Source organism: Parasphingopyxis marina (assembly GCF_014237875.1).
GTDB lineage: Bacteria > Pseudomonadota > Alphaproteobacteria > Sphingomonadales > Sphingomonadaceae > Parasphingopyxis > Parasphingopyxis marina.
This window is the reverse complement of sequence record NZ_JACJVJ010000001.1, coordinates 1599789-1618241: the sequence shown is the minus strand read 5'-3', so window position 1 is coordinate 1618241 and position 18453 is coordinate 1599789. Positions and strand designations below refer to the sequence as shown.

Sequence of the window (18453 nt, the reverse complement as noted above, 5' to 3'; positions counted from 1 at the left end):
TCCTGATCTGCGCATTCAGGATCGGGTTCAACAAGTCCGCCTCCATCGCATATCACCCAGCGAAGGTCCTGATTGTCATTGGTAACTGAGGCAGGGGGCGGATCATATCTCGTGAGCATCAGCCAGCCCGAAATCAGGAACACGAAGATCAGCGAGAGCGGCAGGAAGACCTTCCAGCCGAGCCGCATGAGCTGGTCGTAGCGGTAGCGCGGCACGGTCGCCTTCACCCAGCTGAAGATGAAGAAGAAGCACCAGATCTTGAGGAAGAACCAGACGATGCCGGGGATATAATAGAGCGGTGCCCAGTCCACCGGGGGCAGCCAGCCGCCCCAGAACAGCACAGCGTTGAGCGCGCACATCAGGATGACGTTGCCGTACTCGCCGAGCCAGAAGAGCGCGAAGCTCATCGAGCTATATTCGGTTTGATAACCGGCGACGAGTTCGCTCTCCGCCTCGGTCAGGTCGAAGGGCGCGCGCGCCGTTTCCGCCATCGACGAAATCAGGAAGACGACTGCCATCGGGAAGAGCAGCGGATTGAAGCCGTAGGCGTTGATAAAGCCGAAGATATGCCCCTGCTGCCCGGTGATGATCGTCTGCATGTTGAACGATCCGGCATACATGACGACGGCGAGCAGCACGAAGCCGATAGAGACCTCGTAACTCACCATCTGCGCGGCCGCGCGGAGCGCCGAATAGAAGGGATATTTGGAATTGGAGGCCCAGCCCGCAATGACGACGCCATAAACGCCAAGCGAGGACGCCGCGAGGATATAGAGCAGGCCGACATTGATATTGGCGAGCACCGCCGTCTCGCTGAACGGGATCACCGCCCAGGCGATCAGCGCCACGGTAAAGGTGATGATCGGCGCGATCAGGAACAGGCCCCGGTTCGCCGATGTCGGGATGATGGTTTCCTTGAGGAACACCTTTAGCCCGTCGGCAAAGCTCTGGAGCAGCCCGAACGGCCCGACCACATTGGGGCCGCGCCGCAACGCCATCGCCGCCCAGATCTTGCGGTCCGCATAGATGATCATCGCGACCGCCAGCATCAGCGGCAGCGCGATCAACAGGATGCCGCAGACCGTGGCGATGAACCACGCCCATTCATAGGTCATCCCGAGGGATTCGAAGAAAGCGGTCATTCGGCCGCCTCCATGAAGGTCTCGCCATGGACCAGCTCCGCCGAGCAGCGCTGCATCGTCTCGCTCGCGCGGCAGATCGCGTTGGTCAGGTAGAAGTCCTTGATCGGATAGGCGATTTCACCCGCAGCTGCCCCGTCCAGTTTGGGCGGCGTCCATTCATAGTCGGCCAGCCCTTCATCGGCAAAGGCCGGGAATTCGGCGGCGATCGCGTCGCGCAGCTGGTCCAGCGTATCGAAGGGCAGCGGCGCGCCCAGTACGTCCGAAAGCGCGCGGAAAATGGTCCAGTCCTCGCGGGCATCGCCGGGCGGATAGACGGCGCGTTCGCCGCTCTGGATGCGCCCTTCGGTGCTCACCCAGGTGCCGCTCTTTTCGGCATAGGCCGCGCCCGGCAGGATGACATCGGCGGCGGCGGCGCCTTGCTCGCCATGATGGCCGACATAGACCTTGAACGCGCCCTCGAAGGCGGAGAAATCGACGCCGTCGGCGCCAAGCAGAAACAGCAATTCGGGTTTCGCTGCGGCGATATCGGCGACGCCGCCGGGCTGCGCCCAGCCGAGCATCAGCCCGCCCATCCGCGAAGCCGAGAAATGCAGGACGTTATAGCCGTTCCAGCCCTCGCGCACGAGGCTGAGCGTCTCGGCAAGCTTGAGCGTCGCGCCGTGAAGGCCGGGCACCATCAGTCCGCCGCCGCCAAGGATCAACGCCGGCTTTTCGGCGTCCTTGAACGCATCGGCCGCTTCGGCAGGCAGATCGGCAGCCAGCGTCGCATCATTGCCGAGCCAGGTGACCGGATAGGTGAGATCGACCTCGGGCCCGATGCCGAAGACCTTCGCGCCCTTCTTGATCGCCTTGCGGATGCGCGTGTTGACGAGAGGCGCTTCCCAGCGCGGATTGGTGGCGACGAGCAGGATCGCATCGGCTTCCTCGATACCCGCAATGGTCGAATTGAAGTTCACCGCCGCGAGGCTGGTCACGTCGTAATCCATGCCGTTCTGGCGGCCTTCAATCGCCGAGGAACCGAGCGATTCCAGTAGCTTATGCGCGGCATAGAGCGCTTCGACCTCGACGAGATCGCCGCCGATCGCGGCAACCTTGCTGCCCGCTTTCTTCGCGGCAGCGGCAACGGCAGCGAAAGCTTCTTCCCAACTCGCGGGCTGAAGCTTGCCGTCTTTCCGCACCCAGGGCTGGTCGAGCCGGTTCTTCATCAGGCCGTCGACGGCGTGGCGGGTCTTGTCCGACGCCCATTCCTCGTTGACGTCCTCGTTGAGGCGCGGCAGCGCGCGCAGCACTTCCCTGCCCCGGCTATCGAGGCGAACATTCGTGCCGACGGCGTCCATCACGTCGATCGAGGGCGTCTTGCGCAACTCCCAGGGGCGCGCTTCGAACGCATACGGCCGCGCGGTGAGCGCGCCGACCGGGCAGAGATCGACGACATTGCCCGAAAGCTCGCTCGTCGCAGCATGTTCGAGATAGGTCGTGATTTCCATATTTTCGCCGCGGCCGACCGCGCCGATTTCCTCGACCCCGGCCACTTCCTGCGCGAAACGGACGCAGCGCGTGCAATGGATGCAGCGCGTCATCTCGGTCTTTACGACCGGCCCCATATATTTTTCGGTGACCGCGCGCTTGTTCATTTCATAGCGCGTATGGCCCTTGCCATAGGCCATGGCCTGGTCCTGCAGGTCGCATTCGCCGCCCTGGTCGCAAATCGGGCAATCGAGCGGATGGTTGATGAGCAGGAACTCCATCACCCCTTCGCGCGCCTTTTTCACCATCTCGGTCGTCGTGAAGATTTCCTGGCCTTCGGCGGCGGGCAGCGCGCAGCTCGCCTGCGGCTTGGGCGGTCCCGGCTTCACCTCGACAAGGCACATACGGCAATTGCCGGCGATCGAGAGGCGCTCATGATAGCAGAAGCGCGGCACTTCCTTGCCCGCGATCTCGCACGCCTGCAGCACGGTCGCGCCGTCGGGAACTTCGGTTTCGATGCCGTCTACGGTGACTTTAGGCATTATTCGGCCGCCTCCAGCGTCTCTTCGCCCTTATGCGCGGCGATGCGCCGCTCCAGCTCGGGGCGGAAATGGCGGATCAGGCCCTGGATCGGCCAGGCCGCGGCGTCGCCAAGCGCGCAGATGGTGTGGCCTTCGACCTGCTTGGTGACTTCCTGCAGCATGTCGATATCGCCGACCTCGGCCTCGCCCTCGCGCAGCCGCTCCATCATTCGCCACATCCAGCCCGTGCCCTCGCGGCACGGCGTGCACTGGCCGCAGCTTTCATGCTTGTAGAAATAGCTGATCCGGCTGATCGCGCGGACGATATCGGTCGACTTGTCCATGACGATCACCGCCGCCGTGCCGAGGCCGGAGCCGAGTTCCTTCAGACCGTCGAAATCCATCGGCGCGTCGATGATCTCGGCGGCCGGAACCAGCGGCACCGAGGAGCCGCCGGGGATGACGGCGAGCAGATTGTCCCAGCCGCCGGTGATGCCGCCGGCATGTTTCTCGATCAGCTCGCGGAACGGAATGCCCATCGCCTCTTCGACGACGCAGGGCTTTTCGACATGGCCGGAAATCTGGAACAGTTTCGTGCCGACATTGCCCTCGCGCCCGATGCCGGCGAACCAGCTCGCGCCGCGCCGCAGGATCGTCGGGACGACCGCGATGCTCTCGACATTGTTGACCGTGGTCGGGCAACCATAAAGCCCCGCGCCCGCCGGAAAGGGCGGTTTCAGGCGCGGCTGGCCCTTCTTGCCCTCCAGGCTTTCGAGCAAAGCCGTTTCCTCGCCGCAGATATAAGCGCCGGCGCCGCGATGGACGAAGACGTCGAAATCATAGCCGGACCCGCAGGCATTCTTACCGATAAAGCCCTTGTCATAGGCCTCCTGCACGGCGGCGAAGAGGGTTTCGGCCTCGCGGATGAACTCGCCGCGAATATAGATATAGGCGGCCCGCGCGCGCATCGCGTACCCGGCGATCAGCGCGCCCTCGATCAGCTTGTGCGGATCGTGGCGGATAATCTCGCGGTCCTTGCAGCTGCCCGGCTCGGACTCGTCGGCATTGATGACGAGGAAACTCGGACGGCCGTCCTTCGATTCCTTCGGCATGAACGACCATTTGAGGCCCGTGGGGAAGCCCGCGCCGCCACGGCCGCGCAGCCCGGAGGCCTTCACTTCCTCGATAATGTCGTCCTGCGCCTTGGCGATCAGCTCTTTCGTGCCGTCCCAGTCGCCGCGTTTCATCGCCGCGTCGATGCCCCAGGGCTGGAAGCCGTAGACATTGGTGAAGATGCGGTCCTTGTCGTCAAGCATTGCGCGACCTCATCCAGCGAATGAAGAAATACCAGATCGGCGCGGCGATCAGCGCGGCGACGATATGGCGCGCGATGTTGCGCGTCGGCTCGGCGCCGAAGACGAGGACGTCGATCAGCACGTTCACGGCGAGGAACGCGACGACGAAGGTGATCGTCGCCTGGATCAGCGTCATCGAGGAAAAGGGCCCGCGGGTCGCCATCATTCAGCGCCCTCCGCCATATATTTGAGCGTCGTCGGCCCGCCTTCGGGACAGCTGGTTTGCCGCCCGGTCTGCGGGCCCGGAGCCACGTCTTCGCCATCGGCCAGCTTTTCCAGGATACCGGTCATGATGTCGTAATCGAGGTCTTCGTAATTATCGTCGTTGATCTGGACCATCGGCGCGTTGGCGCAGACGCCAAGGCATTCGACCTCGGTCAGGGTGAACATCCCGTCGGGCGTCGTCTTGCCCTTGATGAGTCCCTTGTTCTTGCAGGCCGCGAGCACATCGTCGGACCCGCGCAGCATGCATGGCGTCGTGCCGCACACCTGCACATGATAGCGGCCGACCGGCACGATATTGTACATCGTGTAGAAGGTCGCGACCTCATAGGCGCGCATATAGGGCATGCCGATTTCGGCGGCGACGAACTCGATCACCGGCACAGGCAGCCAGCCCTGCGTATTAGTCTCGGCGCCGACCTGACGCTGGGCCAGATCGAGCAGCGGCATCACCGCCGACGCCTGCCGTCCCTCGGGATAGCGCGCGATGATATCCTTCGCCTTGGCCGCATTCTCTTCGGTCCAGGCGAAATTGCCCCAGCGTTCGCGGATCGCGTCGTTTTCGAGCGCGGTATCCGTGGAGGATTGGGAGAGCTTGTCGTCGGGGAGGATGGTCATTGGCTATTCCCCTTCCTTCGCAGATCAGGAAGGAGACTTAAGGCAACCAAGAATATCCCCAACATTGCTGCTGCAGGCAGCTCAAATTCTTCGCCTTCAAGGAACATCCAGATGGCGAAAACGGTCACTCCGATCGAAAACCACGAAATAGATCTCGCCACGATGTCCATCTGGCTAAGCGGGAACTGCAGTTTGCCGTAAAGATAGGCAATGCAAGCGATCACGAGAAATTTGAGCAGATTTACGGGTTCCTGCACCACATCCCCGACGCCGGACAAGAATATGGCAAAGGCGAGGAACGGCACGAGCAGCAAGGCGAACCAAAAATCTGAACGGTTTAATACCCTCACCTGTCGCACTCCCCGAACACCACGTCGATCGCGCCGAGGATGGCGGTCGCGTCGGCGAGCATATGGCCGCGGGTCATGAAGTCCATGGCCTGGAGGTGGCTGAAGGCCGTCGGGCGGATCTTGCAGCGATACGGTTTGTTGCTGCCGTCAGAAACAAGATAGACGCCGAATTCGCCCTTGGGGCTTTCGGTCGCGACATAGACCTCGCCGGCCGGCACGTGAAAACCCTCGGTATAGAGTTTGAAGTGGTGGATCAGCGCTTCCATCGACTGCTTCATCTCGCCGCGCTTGGGCGGGACGACCTTGCGGTCGAGGCTGGCGATCGGCCCTTCGGGCATGTCGTTGATGCACTGGCGCATGATCTTTGCGGACTGCCAGACTTCCTCGACGCGGACCATGAACCGGTCGTAGCAATCGCCCCTGGTGCCGACGGGAACTTCGAAGTCCATGCGGTCGTACACATCATAGGGCTGCGACTTGCGCAGATCCCAAGGAATGCCCGAACCGCGGATCATCGGGCCGGAAAAGCCCCAGCGAATCGCGTCTTCCTTGGCGACGACCGCGATATCAACATTGCGCTGCTTGAAGATGCGGTTGTCGACGACGAGGCTCATCGCATCCTCGAACAAGGTCGGGAAGGTATCGAGCCAGTCGGCCATGTCGGCGATCAGCTTGGGGGGCAGATCCTGATGGACGCCGCCGGGGCGGAAATAGGCGGCGTGCATACGCGCACCCGAAGCCCGCTCATAAAAGGCCATCGCCTGTTCGCGTAGTTCGAACATCCAGATATTCGGCGTCATCGCGCCGACGTCCATGACGTGGCTACCAAGATTGAGCCAATGGTTGAGCATGCGCGTGAGCTCGGCGAAGAGCACGCGGATATATTGGGCGCGCGTCGGCACTTCGAGCCCGAGCAGCTTCTCGATGGCGAGCACATAGCTATGCTCCATGCACATCGGCGAGACATAATCGAGCCGGTCGAAATAGGGCAGCGCCTGCAGATACGTTTTGTGCTCGATCAGCTTTTCGGTGCCGCGATGCAGCAGGCCGATATGGGGATCGACGCGCTCGACGATCTCGCCGTCCAGCTCCATCACCAGCCGAAGCACGCCGTGCGCGGCCGGATGCTGCGGGCCGAAATTGATCGTGTAGTTGGAAATCTCGGTATCGCCGACGGTCGGGTCGGCGGCATCGGTCTCGCCTGCGATTTCCTCGAGATACTCAGCCATCTTTGTCGCCTCCCGGCACATCCGGCTCATCGGATTTTTCGGCGGCCTTCTTGTTGGCCTTTTCGCCAGCGCCGGTATCGTCGGTATCTTCGGTCGTCTTGGGCGTGGCCGCGGCCTCCTCGCCCTTCGGCGGAGCATTGCCGCCCTTTATCTCGTCGGCCTTGAGCGGCGTCGGTGCGCCCGGCGCCTCGCCTTGCGCCTTCTCGTCGCCGGGCAGGATATATTCGGCGCCTTCCCAGGGACTCATGAAATCGAAAGTGCGGAAATCCTGGGCGAGCTTTACCGGCTCGTAGATCACCCGCTTATGTTCCTCGGAATAGCGCATCTCGACATAGCCGGTGAGCGGGAAATCCTTGCGGAACGGATGGCCGCGAAAGCCGTAATCGGTGAGAATGCGGCGAAGATCGGGATTGCCCGCGAACAGCACGCCGTACAGATCGAACACTTCGCGCTCCAGCCATCCGGCGACCGGCCATATATCGGTAACGCTGGGCACCGGCGTTTCCTCGTCGGTCGTCACCTTCACGCGAATCCGGTGGTTTCGGGTCAGCGAAAGCAGATGATAACAGACCTCGAAGCGCTCGGGACGCTCGGGATAGTCGACCCCGGCAATCTCCATCAGCTGCTGATATTCCAGGCCCGGCGTATCGCGGAGCTTGAGCAGCGCCTCGGCAAGCGCCTCGCGTTCGACGGTCACCGAAATCTCGCCGACCGCATCGACGATAGCGACGACGGAAGCGCCGAGCGCGGAGTTGACCGCGTCGATCATGCCTTCGTTAGAGGCCATGACGGGAGCCGGAGACGCCATGGACTAGCGCTCTATCGTGCCGGCGCGGCGGATTTTCCGCTGCAACTGCATGACGCCGTAGAGCAGAGCCTCGGCGGTCGGCGGGCAGCCGGGAACATAGATGTCGACAGGAACGATCCGGTCGCATCCGCGCACGACGCTATAGCTATAGTGGTAATAGCCGCCGCCATTGGCGCAGCTGCCCATCGAGATCACATAGCGCGGTTCGGACATCTGGTCGTAAACGCGGCGCAGCGCCGGCGCCATCTTGTTGCACAGCGTACCGGCGACGATCATCACGTCGGACTGGCGGGGCGAAGCGCGCGGCGCGGCGCCGAAGCGCTCCATGTCGTAGCGCGGCATGTTGACCTGAATCATCTCGACGGCGCAGCAGGCAAGCCCGAAGGTCATCCACCAGAGCGAACCGGTGCGCGCCCATTGAAACAGCTCCTCGGTCGAGGTGACGAGGAAACCCTTGTCGGAAACCTCCGAATTGATGTCCCTCAGGAAATCGGGATCGGGCAACGTACCGGGAGGCGGCGGTGATGTGAGGTCTACTCCCATTCCAGCGCTCCCTTCTTCCAGGCATAGGCGAGACCGATGGCGAGTTCCCCGAGGAACACCATCATCGCGATCCAGGCGACCCAGCCCAGATCGAACACCGTCACCGCCCAGGGGAAGAGGAACGCCGCTTCCAGATCGAAGATGATGAACAGGATCGCGACCAGATAGAAGCGCACATCGAACTGGCTGCGCGAATCCTCGAACGCCGGAAAGCCGCACTCATATTCGGTGAGCTTGTTGGCATAGGGCTTCGACGCGCCGGTCAATTTAGCGACGATCATCGGCAGCACAACAAAGGCAATAGAGAGACCAAGCGCGATACCGAGAAAGATCAGAATCGGCAGATATTCGGCAAGGTCGACGGAGATCGTCTCGGGCAAGGTTTCGGACTCGCGGTCGGGTGTTGAATTCGCTCGCGCTTTTAGGGGGATGAACCCGTGGGGGCAAGGGCGGCAGGCGGCAAAATCCGCCAGTTTTTCGAGGATCAGCGCAAGCGCACGGAACGGATCGGCGTCGGCCGGGGTGCAATCCCGGGATCGGGCGCGCCGTCGGCCCCGAAACGTTCCCATTGTGCGTCCGAAACATAGAGGAATTCCGCACCGCGAAACGCGCCGAGGGTCGGCTCGCCCCAGTCGGGATGGTTGCGCTCGATCACCGTGGCTTGTTCGACGCGCAGCCCGTCTTCGGACAATTGCAATCGCATGATCTGCATCGGCAGGCTGCCGTTGCGGATCGCGATCAGGTCCCCGCCATCTGGAAGCAGCCCATCAATCCCGTCGAGCAACATGTCGGCCGTGGCCGCGACACGGAAAATCGCGCCGGTGTCCAGATCGATAGCGGCCAGGCCATGGCTATAGTCGGAGACATAGAGCCAGGCTCCGTCGAGAGAGACGGCCATGCCCTGCGGACTGCGAAACCGGTTCGGCTCGACGATCGTCTCGAGCGCCAAACAGCCGGGCCGGCAGCGATAGATGGCCCCGCCGATGCTGTTGCTCACATAAACGCTGCCGTCTTGCCCGAGCGCGATATCGCCGCTCATCGCGCCTTCGCCGGGCGCCGCCAGCATCCGCGCCGAGCGGCTTTCGGGGCTATAGGCGATCAGCCCGCGAAAAGCGGTGTCGGGATCGGGCGTGGGATCGGCGGCGCCGGACACCAGCCAGAGCGTGTCGGCACCGGCATCATAAGCCATGCCGAACAGGCTGCCGCTATTTTCCGGGAGCGGCACGCGTTCCCATGTCTCGCCCGAGAGCCGGTACAGCCCGCGCTCGACCACCGATCCCGCGTAAAGCGTTGCGCGGCGGCTGTCCCAAGCCACGCCTTCGACAAGATTGATGTCGGCGGGAACCGCCGCCACGACCTCGCTTGCCGCGACAGGCGACTGGCCGTCGGCGACGGTCGCCGTCAGCGCCGCCCAGCGTGCTTCCTCGAAATAGCCGGAAACCAGCGTCATACTGCCTTCCGAAAGCCCGCCGCCCATCACGGCGAACCGCTCGAACGCGCCGCGAACGGCATCGCCGTCGCCTACCTGATGCGCCGTCGCGATGATCGCGCGCAGCATCGTGCCGCTATCGGGATAGGCTTGGGTCAGGGTATCCAGGCGTTCGAGATCGAAGGCCCGTTCTTCGGCGGGGCCCACGTCGCGCCAGGTTTCGCCTTCCGCCATCGCCGGCGTGGCCATCAGCAGGCCCAGAGCGAAAATGGCGGCGGGACGGGATGGCATGGCGAGCCCTATTCTCTTACCGGATCGCTCCCGCGACCCGCTTGTGCAGCTTGGAATGCAGCGCGTCATTGGCAGCCAGGATTTCCTTGCGTTCGATCGGCTGGCTGCCGCCCCGAAAATCGGTGACGAAACCCTTGGCCTCGCGCACGATCAGGATACCGGCCGCGACGTCCCAGGGATTCAGATGCTCTTCCCAAAACCCGTCGAAACGGCCCGCCGCGACCCAGGAAAGGTCGAGCGCCGCCGAGCCGAAGCGGCGAATACCGGCGACTTCGGGCGCAACCGCGTTGAAGATCGCGTCGAAGCGCGGCAGATCGCCATGGCCCTTGAAGGGAATGCCGGTCGCGATCAGCGAATCGCCGAGCTGGCTCCGCGCCGAAACCTGCAGCCGCCGGTCGTGTAGCCACGCCCCGCCGCCCTTTTCGGCCCAGAAGACCTCGTCGGTCAGCGGCTGATAAACCATGCCGGCGGTGATCTCGCCCCAGCTGCCATCGGGGTTGCGATGCTGGACGCCGATCGAGATCGCGAAATGCGGGATGCCGTGCAGGAAGTTCGATGTGCCGTCGAGCGGATCGACGACCCAGCGCGGCATATCGGGCTCCCCTTCGATGACGCCGGCTTCTTCCAGCAGAAAACCCCAGCCCGGGCGAACCGCGAGCAGTTCGTCGTACAGGATGCGTTCGGCGCGCATATCGGCCTTGGAGACGAAATCCGCCGGTCCCTTTTTCGAGACCTGGAGATGCTCGACCTCGGTAAAGTCGCGCGCAAGGCTGCGCCCCGCCTTGCGGGCGGCGCGGTCCATGACGGTGATAAGGGCGGAACGGGCTGGCATGGGTTTTCCGGTTTTTCCTTCGGGCGGGCCGCTATTCGGCCTTCTTCACATATTCCTGCGCGTAAACGTCGACGACGATGCGGGTGCCCGCGCTGATATGCGGCGGCACCATGACGCGCACGCCATTGTCGAGGATCGCGGGCTTGTAGGAAGATGAAGCGGTTTGCCCTTTCACCACGGCGTCGGCCTCTACGATCTCGGCCTCCACCTGGTCGGGCAGCTGCACCGAGATCGGCTTTTCCTCGTAAAGCTCCAGCATCACGTCCATCCCGTCCTGCAGGAAGGCCGCGGCATCGCCCAGCATGTCGGCGGGAAGTTCGATCTGCTCGAAACTTTCCTTGTCCATAAAGGTCAGCATATCGCCCTCGGCGAACAGGAACTGGTATTCGCGGGTGTCGAGACGCACCTTTTCGACCGTTTCGGCCGAACGGAAGCGGACGTTGTTCTTGCGGCCGTCGATAAGGTTCTTCATCTCGACCTGCATATAGGCGCCGCCCTTGCCGGGCTGGGTGTGCTGGATCTTCACGGCGCGCCACAGGCCGCCTTCATATTCGATGATATTGCCGGGACGAATGTCCACGCCGCTGATCTTCATGGGTGTCTCGCTTGTTTAGAAAGAGCAGGCGCGCGCTCTACCAGCGCTTGGACGCCGCCACAAGCAGCCGAAATTTCTGTCGTATCCGTCCAATACGGCAAAGCGCGATTCGCCTAGTTTTCGGATCACTAGGCAAAGGTAATGCAGATGATACCGAGTAAGCGTAATTCCCCCCGCGCAGCCGGACTTTTCGGCCGGTTGGCAGGCATTCCCGGACGGCTCCGGAAGATCGAGGACGAGCCCTTCGAGCTCCAGTCGGAAAGCTATCGCGCGTCGCTGATGCGCAAGGCCGTCGCCTTCACGATCGGTCGGCGCGAGGACGACGTGGGAGTGTAGCTGGAGCGTCTAGCCGTTCAGCACATCGGCAAAGGCACGAACCCCGGCGGCCTCGCCATCGGGATGGTTCCACACGGCACCGCTGACGGCGATGAAATCGGCCCCCGCCTCAACCAGCGGCGCGGCATTGTCAGCGGTGATTCCGCCGATGGCCACGCAGGGCAGCACGAACATGGTCGACCACCAGGTGAGGATATCGGGATCCGGCCGGTGCACCGTCTCCTTGGTGCCGCTCGGATAGAAAGCCCCGAAGGCCACATAATCGGCCCCCGCCTCACCGGCCTCCATCGCGAAATGCCGGCTGTCATGGCAGGTCGCGCCAATCTGGACCCCGGGCCCCAGCAGCGCCCGCGCTTCGGCAATGCTCCCGTCCGACCGGCCGATATGGACGCCGTCCGCGCCCAGCCGCCTGGCGAGATTCGGCGAATCGTTGACGATGAAGGCTACCTCGCGCTCCGCGCAGATCGCCTGCAGGGGTTCTGCCAGCCGCGCCGCTTCGTGTTCGTCGATATCCTTGATGCGAAACTGGAAGGCCGAAACCGGCCCGGCATCGAGCGCGCGCTCCAGCCGTTTGGCGAAATCGCCACCGACATCGAGCGGGGAAATAAGGTAGAGCTGGCAACGGGGATGAGTCATGCCCCTCCCCTAGCGCCAAGCCGGTAGCGAACGGAAGGCGGTTTTCACTGTTCATCCGGCGTGCAGCGCCATGGTATAAGGAAGTGCGGCATGAAACGGATAATCCTGACCTTGATGATGGCGGCGACCTCAGCCTGCGCGACGCCCTCCGCCGAGCCGACGCGCGAAGACGGCATGGCGCGATTGGGCGATACGATTTTCGTGGACGGGCCGAACGTAATGCCGATCCAGGTAATCGAAGACAGCCGGTGCCCGCGCGGCACGGCATGCGTTTGGGAGGGGCGCGTGGTGTTAAGGGTAGAGGTTACCGGCGGCGCATGGGCGCAAACCATGGATCTGGTATCGGGTGAGCCCCAACAGGTCGCCGACGGCGCGTTGACGCTGGTTTCAGTGTTGCCCGAAGCGGGAAGCGGCGAACCGCTGCCCGAATCCTACCGCTTTGCTTTCGAATTTGACGGCGGCCTCTGAACGGGACGGCCCCGACGAGCCTATTTTCAGGCTTTGACGGTGGATGCCCGATAAATCTTGTCGATAGCCGCGCCCAGCGTGCGATCAAATTCCGCATCGTCCATCTGATGCCGAAGATCCTGTAGCAGCGCGCGCGAGAAGCTCGCGATCATGCCGCGATTCCTGGCCAGTTCGGAACAGGCTTCGTCGCAGGAAAAGCCGCCCGAAAGCGCCACAATCCGCGCGACCCGCGGGTGATCGACAATCGAGGCATAAAGATCGGGCTCGGCCGGGATCGACAGTTTGAGCATGACCTGGCGATCCTCCGGCAGCGCGTCGAGCGCCTTGACCAGTTCGTCCTTCAGGATCGCGTCGCATTCGGCGCGCTCCGGGCTCTTGATCGACACTTCGGGCTCGACGATCGGCATCAAGCCATGATCGAGGATCTGATTGGCAACCTTGAACTGCTGGGTAACGATGGCGGCGATGCCGCTCGGCGAGGCCTTGTTGATCACCGAACGCATTTTCGTGCCGAACACGCCCTTGGCATTGGCCCGTTCGAGCAGCGCATCGAGATCGGGCATCGGCTTCATCATCTGCACGCCGTCGGCTTCGTCCTCCAACCCCTTGTCGACCTTCAGGAACGGAACGACGCCGCGATCCCAGAGCGCCGTCGGCACGGGCTTGCCGTCGGCTTCGCCGTCCATCGTCTTTTCGAACAGGATCGCCCCGATCACCTTGCCGCTGGCAAAAGAGGGCGAGGTGATGATGCGGACGCGCATATCGTGGATGAGACCGAACATCTCCTCCTCGCTCGCATAGGCGTCTTCCGAAATGCCGTAACCCGCCAGAGCCTTGGGCGTCGACCCGCCGCTCTGGTCCAATGCGGCAATAAAGCCATCACCTTCAGTGATTTGGGCCATCATCTTCGGATCAAACATCAAAAAAGTCCCCTAAGTTCGAGAATATGGGATTCGGAATATCCGGATTCGGCTATTTTGATAGAAGAAGCCGCCCCGCTCGGCAACGGGCCCAGGAGGTCTCCGGCACCAGGAAATCGAGATCGGAAAATACGCGTTTCCGATCCGGCAGCCGTTCCAGGAAAGATATGGAAACGCTGTGCCGACCGCCCGCCGAAATTCGGGTTTCCGTTTCCCGCTTCATCGGCGGTTCCTTCGACCGGCGTCGCATGGCGACAGGATCGTGCCGCCTTCCCACCGATCGGCTGTGCCGTGTCAATTTCCTTCGAGCGCTTTCACGCCGGGCAGTTCCTTGCCCTCCATCCATTCGAGGAAGGCGCCCCCGGCGGTCGAAACGAACGTGAAGTCACTTGTGACGCCGGCATGGTTCAGTGCCGCCACGGTGTCACCGCCCCCGGCAACCGAGACCAGCGAGCCTTCGCGGGTGAGCGCGGCAGCGGTTTTCGCCAGCGCCACGGTGGCGGCATCGAAGGGCGGCGTTTCGAAGGCACCGAGCGGGCCGTTCCAAACAACCGTTCGGCAGGTCTTGAGAACATCGGCCAGCGCCTCGACCGCGGCCGGGCCGATATCCAGGATCATCTCGTCCTCGGCGACTTCATGAACGTTTACGGTGCGGGTTGGCGGATTGGCGGCAAATTCCTTTGACGTCACGACGTCATACGGCAGGTGGACCGTGCAATCGGCCTGGTCCGCGGCCGCCAGGATCGCTTCCGCGGTTTCGGTAAGATCATGCTCGCACAGCGATTTTCCGACGTTGACGCCACGCGCGGCGAGGAACGTATTGGCCATGCCTCCGCCGATGATCAGGTGATCGACCTTGGCAACGAGGTGCCTGAGAACCTCCAATTTGGTTGACACCTTGGCGCCACCCACGACCGCGGCGACTGGATGCTCGGGACTGCCCAGCGCTTTCTCGAGCGCCACGAGCTCCGCCTGCAGCGCGCGGCCGGCAAAGGCCGGGAGCAGATGGGTCAGGCCCTCGGTCGACGCATGGGCACGGTGCGCGGCGGAAAAGGCGTCATTTACGTAAAAGTCGCCGAGCTTCGCCATGGCCTGCGCGAATGTGGCGTCATTCGCCTCCTCGCCCGCATGAAAGCGTGTATTTTCAAGAACGCAGACCGAACCGGGCGCAAGGCCCGCCACCGCGGCTTGCGCCGCCACGCCCTGGCAATCCTCGACAAATGTGACGTCACGGCCAAGAATGCGGGAAAGCGCGGGAACCACGGGTTCCAGCGACATTTCCGGAACCACCGCGCCCTTGGGTCGGCCGAAATGCGCGAGTAAAAGCACGATCGCGCCTTTGTCCGCCAGCTCCGCGACGGTGGCAACGACCGCGCGAAGTCGCGTATCGTCGGTCACCTGGCCGCCGGCCATCGGCACGTTGAGATCCACGCGGACGAGCGCGCGCTTGCCGGAGACCGCATCCAGATCGTCAAGCGTCCGAAATGACGTCATGACGCCACCCCTTTCCTTTTCGCGGTTTTCCGCGGTTATCCGCAGCTTCCCCTAGGCTTAGAGAAGGCCCGCCATCACGCCGGCGGTATCGACCATGCGGTTCGAGAAGCCCCATTCATTGTCGTACCAGGAAACGACGCGGACGAGCTTGCCTTCGATGACCGCGGTTTCCAGGCTGTCGATCGTCGAACTTGCCGGATCATGATTGAAGTCGATCGAGACCAGCGGCTCGTCGGTATAAGCAAGCACGCCGTGGAGCGGGCCTGACGTCGCGGCTGACTTCAAGACGTCGTTCACTTCCTCGACGCTCGTGTCGCGCGACGGCGTGAAGACGAGATCGATCAGGCTGACATTCGGGGTCGGCACGCGGACCGACGAGCCGTCGAGCTTGCCGGCAAGTTCCGGCAGGACGAGTCCGACCGCGCGGGCGGCGCCGGTCGTCGTCGGGATCATCGACATCGCCGCGGCGCGGGCCCGGCGCATGTCGCCGTGAATCTGGTCGAGGATTTTCTGGTCGTTGGTGTAGCTGTGGATCGTCGTCATCAGCCCGCGTTCGATGCCGACCGTGTCATGCAGCACCTTGGCGACGGGCGCCAGGCAGTTGGTCGTGCACGAGGCGTTGGAAACGACCGTATCCGCTTCAGACAAAGTCTCATGATTCACACCATAAACAATTGTCTTATCTACATTTTTAGCAGGAGCGGAGATCAGGACGCGCTTGGCGCCGGCAGTCAGATGCGCGCTCGCCTTTTCCTTGTCGGCGAAAAAACCCGTACATTCCAAGGCGATATCGACATTATTGTCGCCATGGGGCAACTGGGCGGGGTCGCGCTCGGCGGTCACCGCAATCCGCTTGCCGTTGACGATCACCGCGCCGCTTTCGGCCCCCACTTCGCCGTCAAAGGCGCCATGGACGGAATCGCGCTTGAACAGCAGCGCGTTCGCTTCGGCATCGGCGAGATCGTTGATCGCCACGAGTTCGAGCCCGCAATCGGGACGTTCGAGAATGGCGCGGGCGACGAGCCGCCCGATCCGACCGAAACCGTTAATCGCAACTTTGACTGCCATGGATGAAGTCTCCCTTTAGCTCTTGAGTGCCGACAGGATCCGTGGCGTAATCGCCGCTTCCGTCAGCCCGAAATATTCGAACAATTTGTCGGCAGGCGCCGAAGCGCCGAACCGGTCGATCCCGATATTGAGTCCGTCGGTACCCGTATAGCGTTCCCAGCCGAATGTGGCACCGGCTTCGATCGAAACCCGTAAGACGTCGCTGCCGGTCGCCAGCACGTCGGCCTTATAGGCATCGTCCTGCGCGGCGAATTCTTCCCAGCTCGGCATCGATACGACATCGGCGCCATGGCCTTGGGCTTCAAGGCTTTGGGCGACCTCGAGTGCCAGCGAAACTTCCGAACCGGATGCCAGCAGGACGACGCGGCGATCCTTTTCCGCGGCCTTCAACCGATAAGCGCCCCTGGCGCAGAGATTTTCCGAGGCATCGAAACGCACGGGCGGAAGATTCTGTCGGCTGAGCGCGAGCAGCGAAGGGCCGTCCTTGCGTTTCAGCGACAAGGCCCAGCATTCGGCGGTTTCCAGCGCATCGGCCGGGCGATAGACGTGGAGATTGGGCATTGCGCGCAAGGATGCGAGATGCTCGATCGGCTGGTGGGTCGGCCCGTCTTCACCAAGTCCGATGGAATCGTGCGTCATCACATAGACGACGCGCACCTGCTGAAGCGCCGAAAGCCGGATTGCCGGGCGGCAATAATCGGCAAAAACCAGGAAAGTCCCGCCATATGGGATCACCCCGCCATGCAGCGCCATGCCATTCATCGCCGCCGACATGCCGAATTCGCGGATACCGTAATAGATATAGCGGCCGCCATAATCGTCAGCGGTCAGCGGCGCGGTAGCCCCGGTTTTCGTGTTGTTGGAGCCGGTCAGGTCGGCAGACCCGCCGATCGTCTCGGGCAGCGCCTCGTTGATCGCGGTCAGCGCCATTTCCGAAGCCTTGCGCGTGGCGACCTTGGGCGGATCGGCGACCAGTGAGTCGAAATAGGCCTTTATGGCCGTGTCACCGGCGGGAAGCTCTCCCGCCATCCGGCGCTCAAACTCGTCCTTTTCAGCCGATTTGGCGAATCTGTCGTCCCAGGCCTTGTGCTCGTTTCGCGAACGCTGACCCGCCTTCTTCCAGGCCTCTTCGATCTCCGGCGGAATCGCGAAGGGTTTCGCGTCCCAGCCCAGCTCCTTGCGGGCGCCCGCGATTTCGTCATCGCCGAGCGGCGCGCCATGGGTTGCCGAGGTGCCCTGCTTGGTGGGTGCGCCATAGCCGATCACCGTCTTGCAGGCGATCAGCGAGGGCCGCGGATCGGCCAGCGCCTCTTCGATCGCGAAGCGGACGGCGTCGGGATCATGGCCATCGCATTTCGTGACGTGCCAGCCCGACGCTTCATAACGCGCGGCGACATTCTCGCTCGTCGAAAGCTCGGTACCGCCGTCGATGGTGATTCCGTTATCGTCCCACAGGGTGATCAGGCGGCCGAGTTTCAGATGCCCGGCAAGGCCCACCGCCTCGTGGTTGATGCCTTCCATCAGGCAGCCGTCGCCAGCAATCACCCAGGTCCGGTGGTCGACCAGATCGTCGCCGAAATGCGCATTCAGATGCCGCTCCGCGATCGCCATGCCGACCGCCATCGCAAGCCCCTGGCCCAGCGGCCCGGTGGTCGATTCGACGCCGCGAAGGAGGAAGTTTTCCGGGTGCCCCGCACAGGGGCTGCCGAGCTGCCGGAAGTGGCGAATCTCGTCCATCGTGGGGCGCGCATAGCCGCTCAGATGGAGCAGCGAATAGACCAGCATGGAGCCATGGCCGGCCGAGAGAACGAAACGGTCTCTATCAAACCATTCAGGGTCTTGCGGATCATATTTGAGATATTTTGTAAACAGAACCGTGGCGACATCGGCCATTCCCATCGGCATGCCGGGATGGCCGGAATTCGCCTCCTGCACAGCGTCCATCGAAAGCGCCCGGACGGCATTGGCAAGCTGGGTGTGGGTGACGGTCATTCGGGTTCCCCTGTCGGCCTTGCTAGAGGGTGTGCGGCGGCCCTGCCGGAACGCCGGCGAGTCGCAGGCGCGCGCGACCATTGATATGCTATGGGGATATCGTCAACCGTCGCGCCCACAAGCGCCCCGTGCGCGAC

19 protein-coding genes and 1 pseudogene are annotated in these 18453 nt (G+C 62.9%); 2 read left to right on the top strand and 18 right to left on the bottom strand.

Going from position 1 to position 18453, the window contains the following annotated elements:
• Window positions 1–104: 104 nt before the first annotated feature.
• The 13 genes and pseudogenes from nuoH to efp all read right to left on the bottom strand — a co-directional run.
• Window positions 105–1142: pseudogene (gene nuoH / locus H6P80_RS08135) on the bottom strand (NADH-quinone oxidoreductase subunit NuoH); the annotation flags it as partial.
• The gene (gene nuoG, locus H6P80_RS08130) at window positions 1139–3151 is read right to left on the bottom strand and encodes an NADH-quinone oxidoreductase subunit NuoG (protein WP_185800786.1); all 2013 of its coding nucleotides are present in this window, start codon (window positions 3149–3151) and stop codon (window positions 1139–1141) included. The gene nuoG and the pseudogene nuoH, both read right to left, overlap by 4 nt.
• Window positions 3151–4446, bottom strand: a complete 1296-nt coding sequence (nuoF, locus tag H6P80_RS08125; RefSeq protein ID WP_185800785.1) for an NADH-quinone oxidoreductase subunit NuoF — start codon at window positions 4444–4446, stop codon at window positions 3151–3153. Before nuoF ends, nuoG begins: the two co-directional genes overlap by 1 nt.
• Window positions 4439–4648 (bottom strand): hypothetical protein, encoded by a 210-nt coding sequence (locus tag H6P80_RS08120; RefSeq protein ID WP_221892903.1) that lies wholly within the window; start codon window positions 4646–4648, stop codon window positions 4439–4441. The genes nuoF and H6P80_RS08120 overlap by 8 nt, the downstream gene beginning before the upstream one ends.
• Window positions 4648–5325 (bottom strand): complex I 24 kDa subunit family protein, encoded by a 678-nt coding sequence (locus tag H6P80_RS08115; protein ID WP_185800783.1) that lies wholly within the window; start codon window positions 5323–5325, stop codon window positions 4648–4650. The genes H6P80_RS08120 and H6P80_RS08115 overlap by 1 nt, the downstream gene beginning before the upstream one ends.
• Window positions 5322–5675, bottom strand: a complete 354-nt coding sequence (locus H6P80_RS08110) for a hypothetical protein (protein ID WP_185800782.1) — start codon at window positions 5673–5675, stop codon at window positions 5322–5324. Before H6P80_RS08110 ends, H6P80_RS08115 begins: the two co-directional genes overlap by 4 nt.
• Entirely contained in the window at window positions 5672–6904 is a 1233-nt protein-coding gene (locus tag H6P80_RS08105; RefSeq protein WP_185800781.1) for an NADH-quinone oxidoreductase subunit D, read from the bottom strand. Before H6P80_RS08105 ends, H6P80_RS08110 begins: the two co-directional genes overlap by 4 nt.
• A complete protein-coding gene (locus H6P80_RS08100) occupies window positions 6897–7712 on the bottom strand; it encodes an NADH-quinone oxidoreductase subunit C (protein ID WP_185800780.1) in 816 nt (271 codons plus the stop codon). Before H6P80_RS08100 ends, H6P80_RS08105 begins: the two co-directional genes overlap by 8 nt.
• 3 nt (window positions 7713–7715) lie before the next feature.
• The gene (locus tag H6P80_RS08095; protein ID WP_185800779.1) at window positions 7716–8255 is read right to left on the bottom strand and encodes a NuoB/complex I 20 kDa subunit family protein; all 540 of its coding nucleotides are present in this window, start codon (window positions 8253–8255) and stop codon (window positions 7716–7718) included.
• On the bottom strand, window positions 8246–8635 hold the full coding sequence (gene ndhC, locus H6P80_RS08090) for an NADH-quinone oxidoreductase subunit A (RefSeq protein WP_221892902.1): 390 nt from the start codon (window positions 8633–8635) through the stop codon (window positions 8246–8248). Before ndhC ends, H6P80_RS08095 begins: the two co-directional genes overlap by 10 nt.
• 104 nt (window positions 8636–8739) lie before the next feature.
• The gene (locus tag H6P80_RS08085) at window positions 8740–9975 is read right to left on the bottom strand and encodes an SMP-30/gluconolactonase/LRE family protein (RefSeq protein ID WP_185800778.1); all 1236 of its coding nucleotides are present in this window, start codon (window positions 9973–9975) and stop codon (window positions 8740–8742) included.
• Between the two features lie 16 nt (window positions 9976–9991).
• Window positions 9992–10807 carry an inositol monophosphatase family protein gene (locus H6P80_RS08080; RefSeq protein WP_185800777.1) on the bottom strand — a complete coding sequence of 272 codons (816 nt, stop codon included), beginning with the start codon at window positions 10805–10807 and terminating at the stop codon, window positions 9992–9994.
• 31 nt (window positions 10808–10838) lie between these two features.
• Entirely contained in the window at window positions 10839–11402 is a 564-nt protein-coding gene (gene efp / locus H6P80_RS08075; protein ID WP_185800776.1) for an elongation factor P, read from the bottom strand.
• Between the two features lie 147 nt (window positions 11403–11549).
• Here efp and H6P80_RS08070 point away from each other — a divergent pair, with 147 nt between their 5' ends.
• Window positions 11550–11738, top strand: coding sequence for a hypothetical protein (locus H6P80_RS08070; RefSeq protein WP_221892901.1), 189 nt, complete (start codon window positions 11550–11552; stop codon window positions 11736–11738).
• A gap of 9 nt (window positions 11739–11747) precedes the next feature.
• Here H6P80_RS08070 and thiE read toward each other — a convergent pair whose 3' ends face one another.
• Entirely contained in the window at window positions 11748–12374 is a 627-nt protein-coding gene (gene thiE, locus H6P80_RS08065; RefSeq protein ID WP_185800774.1) for a thiamine phosphate synthase, read from the bottom strand.
• Window positions 12375–12464: 90 nt separating this feature from the next.
• Between thiE and H6P80_RS08060 the strand changes: the two genes are divergently transcribed.
• Window positions 12465–12842: a hypothetical protein gene (locus H6P80_RS08060; RefSeq protein ID WP_185800773.1), complete on the top strand. Its 378-nt coding sequence runs from the start codon at window positions 12465–12467 to the stop codon at window positions 12840–12842.
• A 26-nt stretch (window positions 12843–12868) separates the two neighbouring features.
• Here the strand turns inward: H6P80_RS08060 and H6P80_RS08055 are convergent, their stop codons facing one another.
• The 4 genes from H6P80_RS08055 to tkt all read right to left on the bottom strand — a co-directional run bounded on the left by H6P80_RS08055 (window position 12869) and on the right by tkt (window position 18316).
• The gene (locus tag H6P80_RS08055; RefSeq protein ID WP_185800772.1) at window positions 12869–13762 is read right to left on the bottom strand and encodes a fructose bisphosphate aldolase; all 894 of its coding nucleotides are present in this window, start codon (window positions 13760–13762) and stop codon (window positions 12869–12871) included.
• 294 nt (window positions 13763–14056) lie between these two features.
• Window positions 14057–15256: a phosphoglycerate kinase gene (locus H6P80_RS08050; RefSeq protein ID WP_185800771.1), complete on the bottom strand. Its 1200-nt coding sequence runs from the start codon at window positions 15254–15256 to the stop codon at window positions 14057–14059.
• Between the two features lie 57 nt (window positions 15257–15313).
• Window positions 15314–16324, bottom strand: a complete 1011-nt coding sequence (gene gap / locus H6P80_RS08045) for a type I glyceraldehyde-3-phosphate dehydrogenase (protein ID WP_185800770.1) — start codon at window positions 16322–16324, stop codon at window positions 15314–15316.
• A 15-nt stretch (window positions 16325–16339) separates the two neighbouring features.
• Window positions 16340–18316: a transketolase gene (gene tkt / locus H6P80_RS08040; protein WP_185800769.1), complete on the bottom strand. Its 1977-nt coding sequence runs from the start codon at window positions 18314–18316 to the stop codon at window positions 16340–16342.
• Between the last annotated feature and the right edge of the window lie 137 nt (window positions 18317–18453).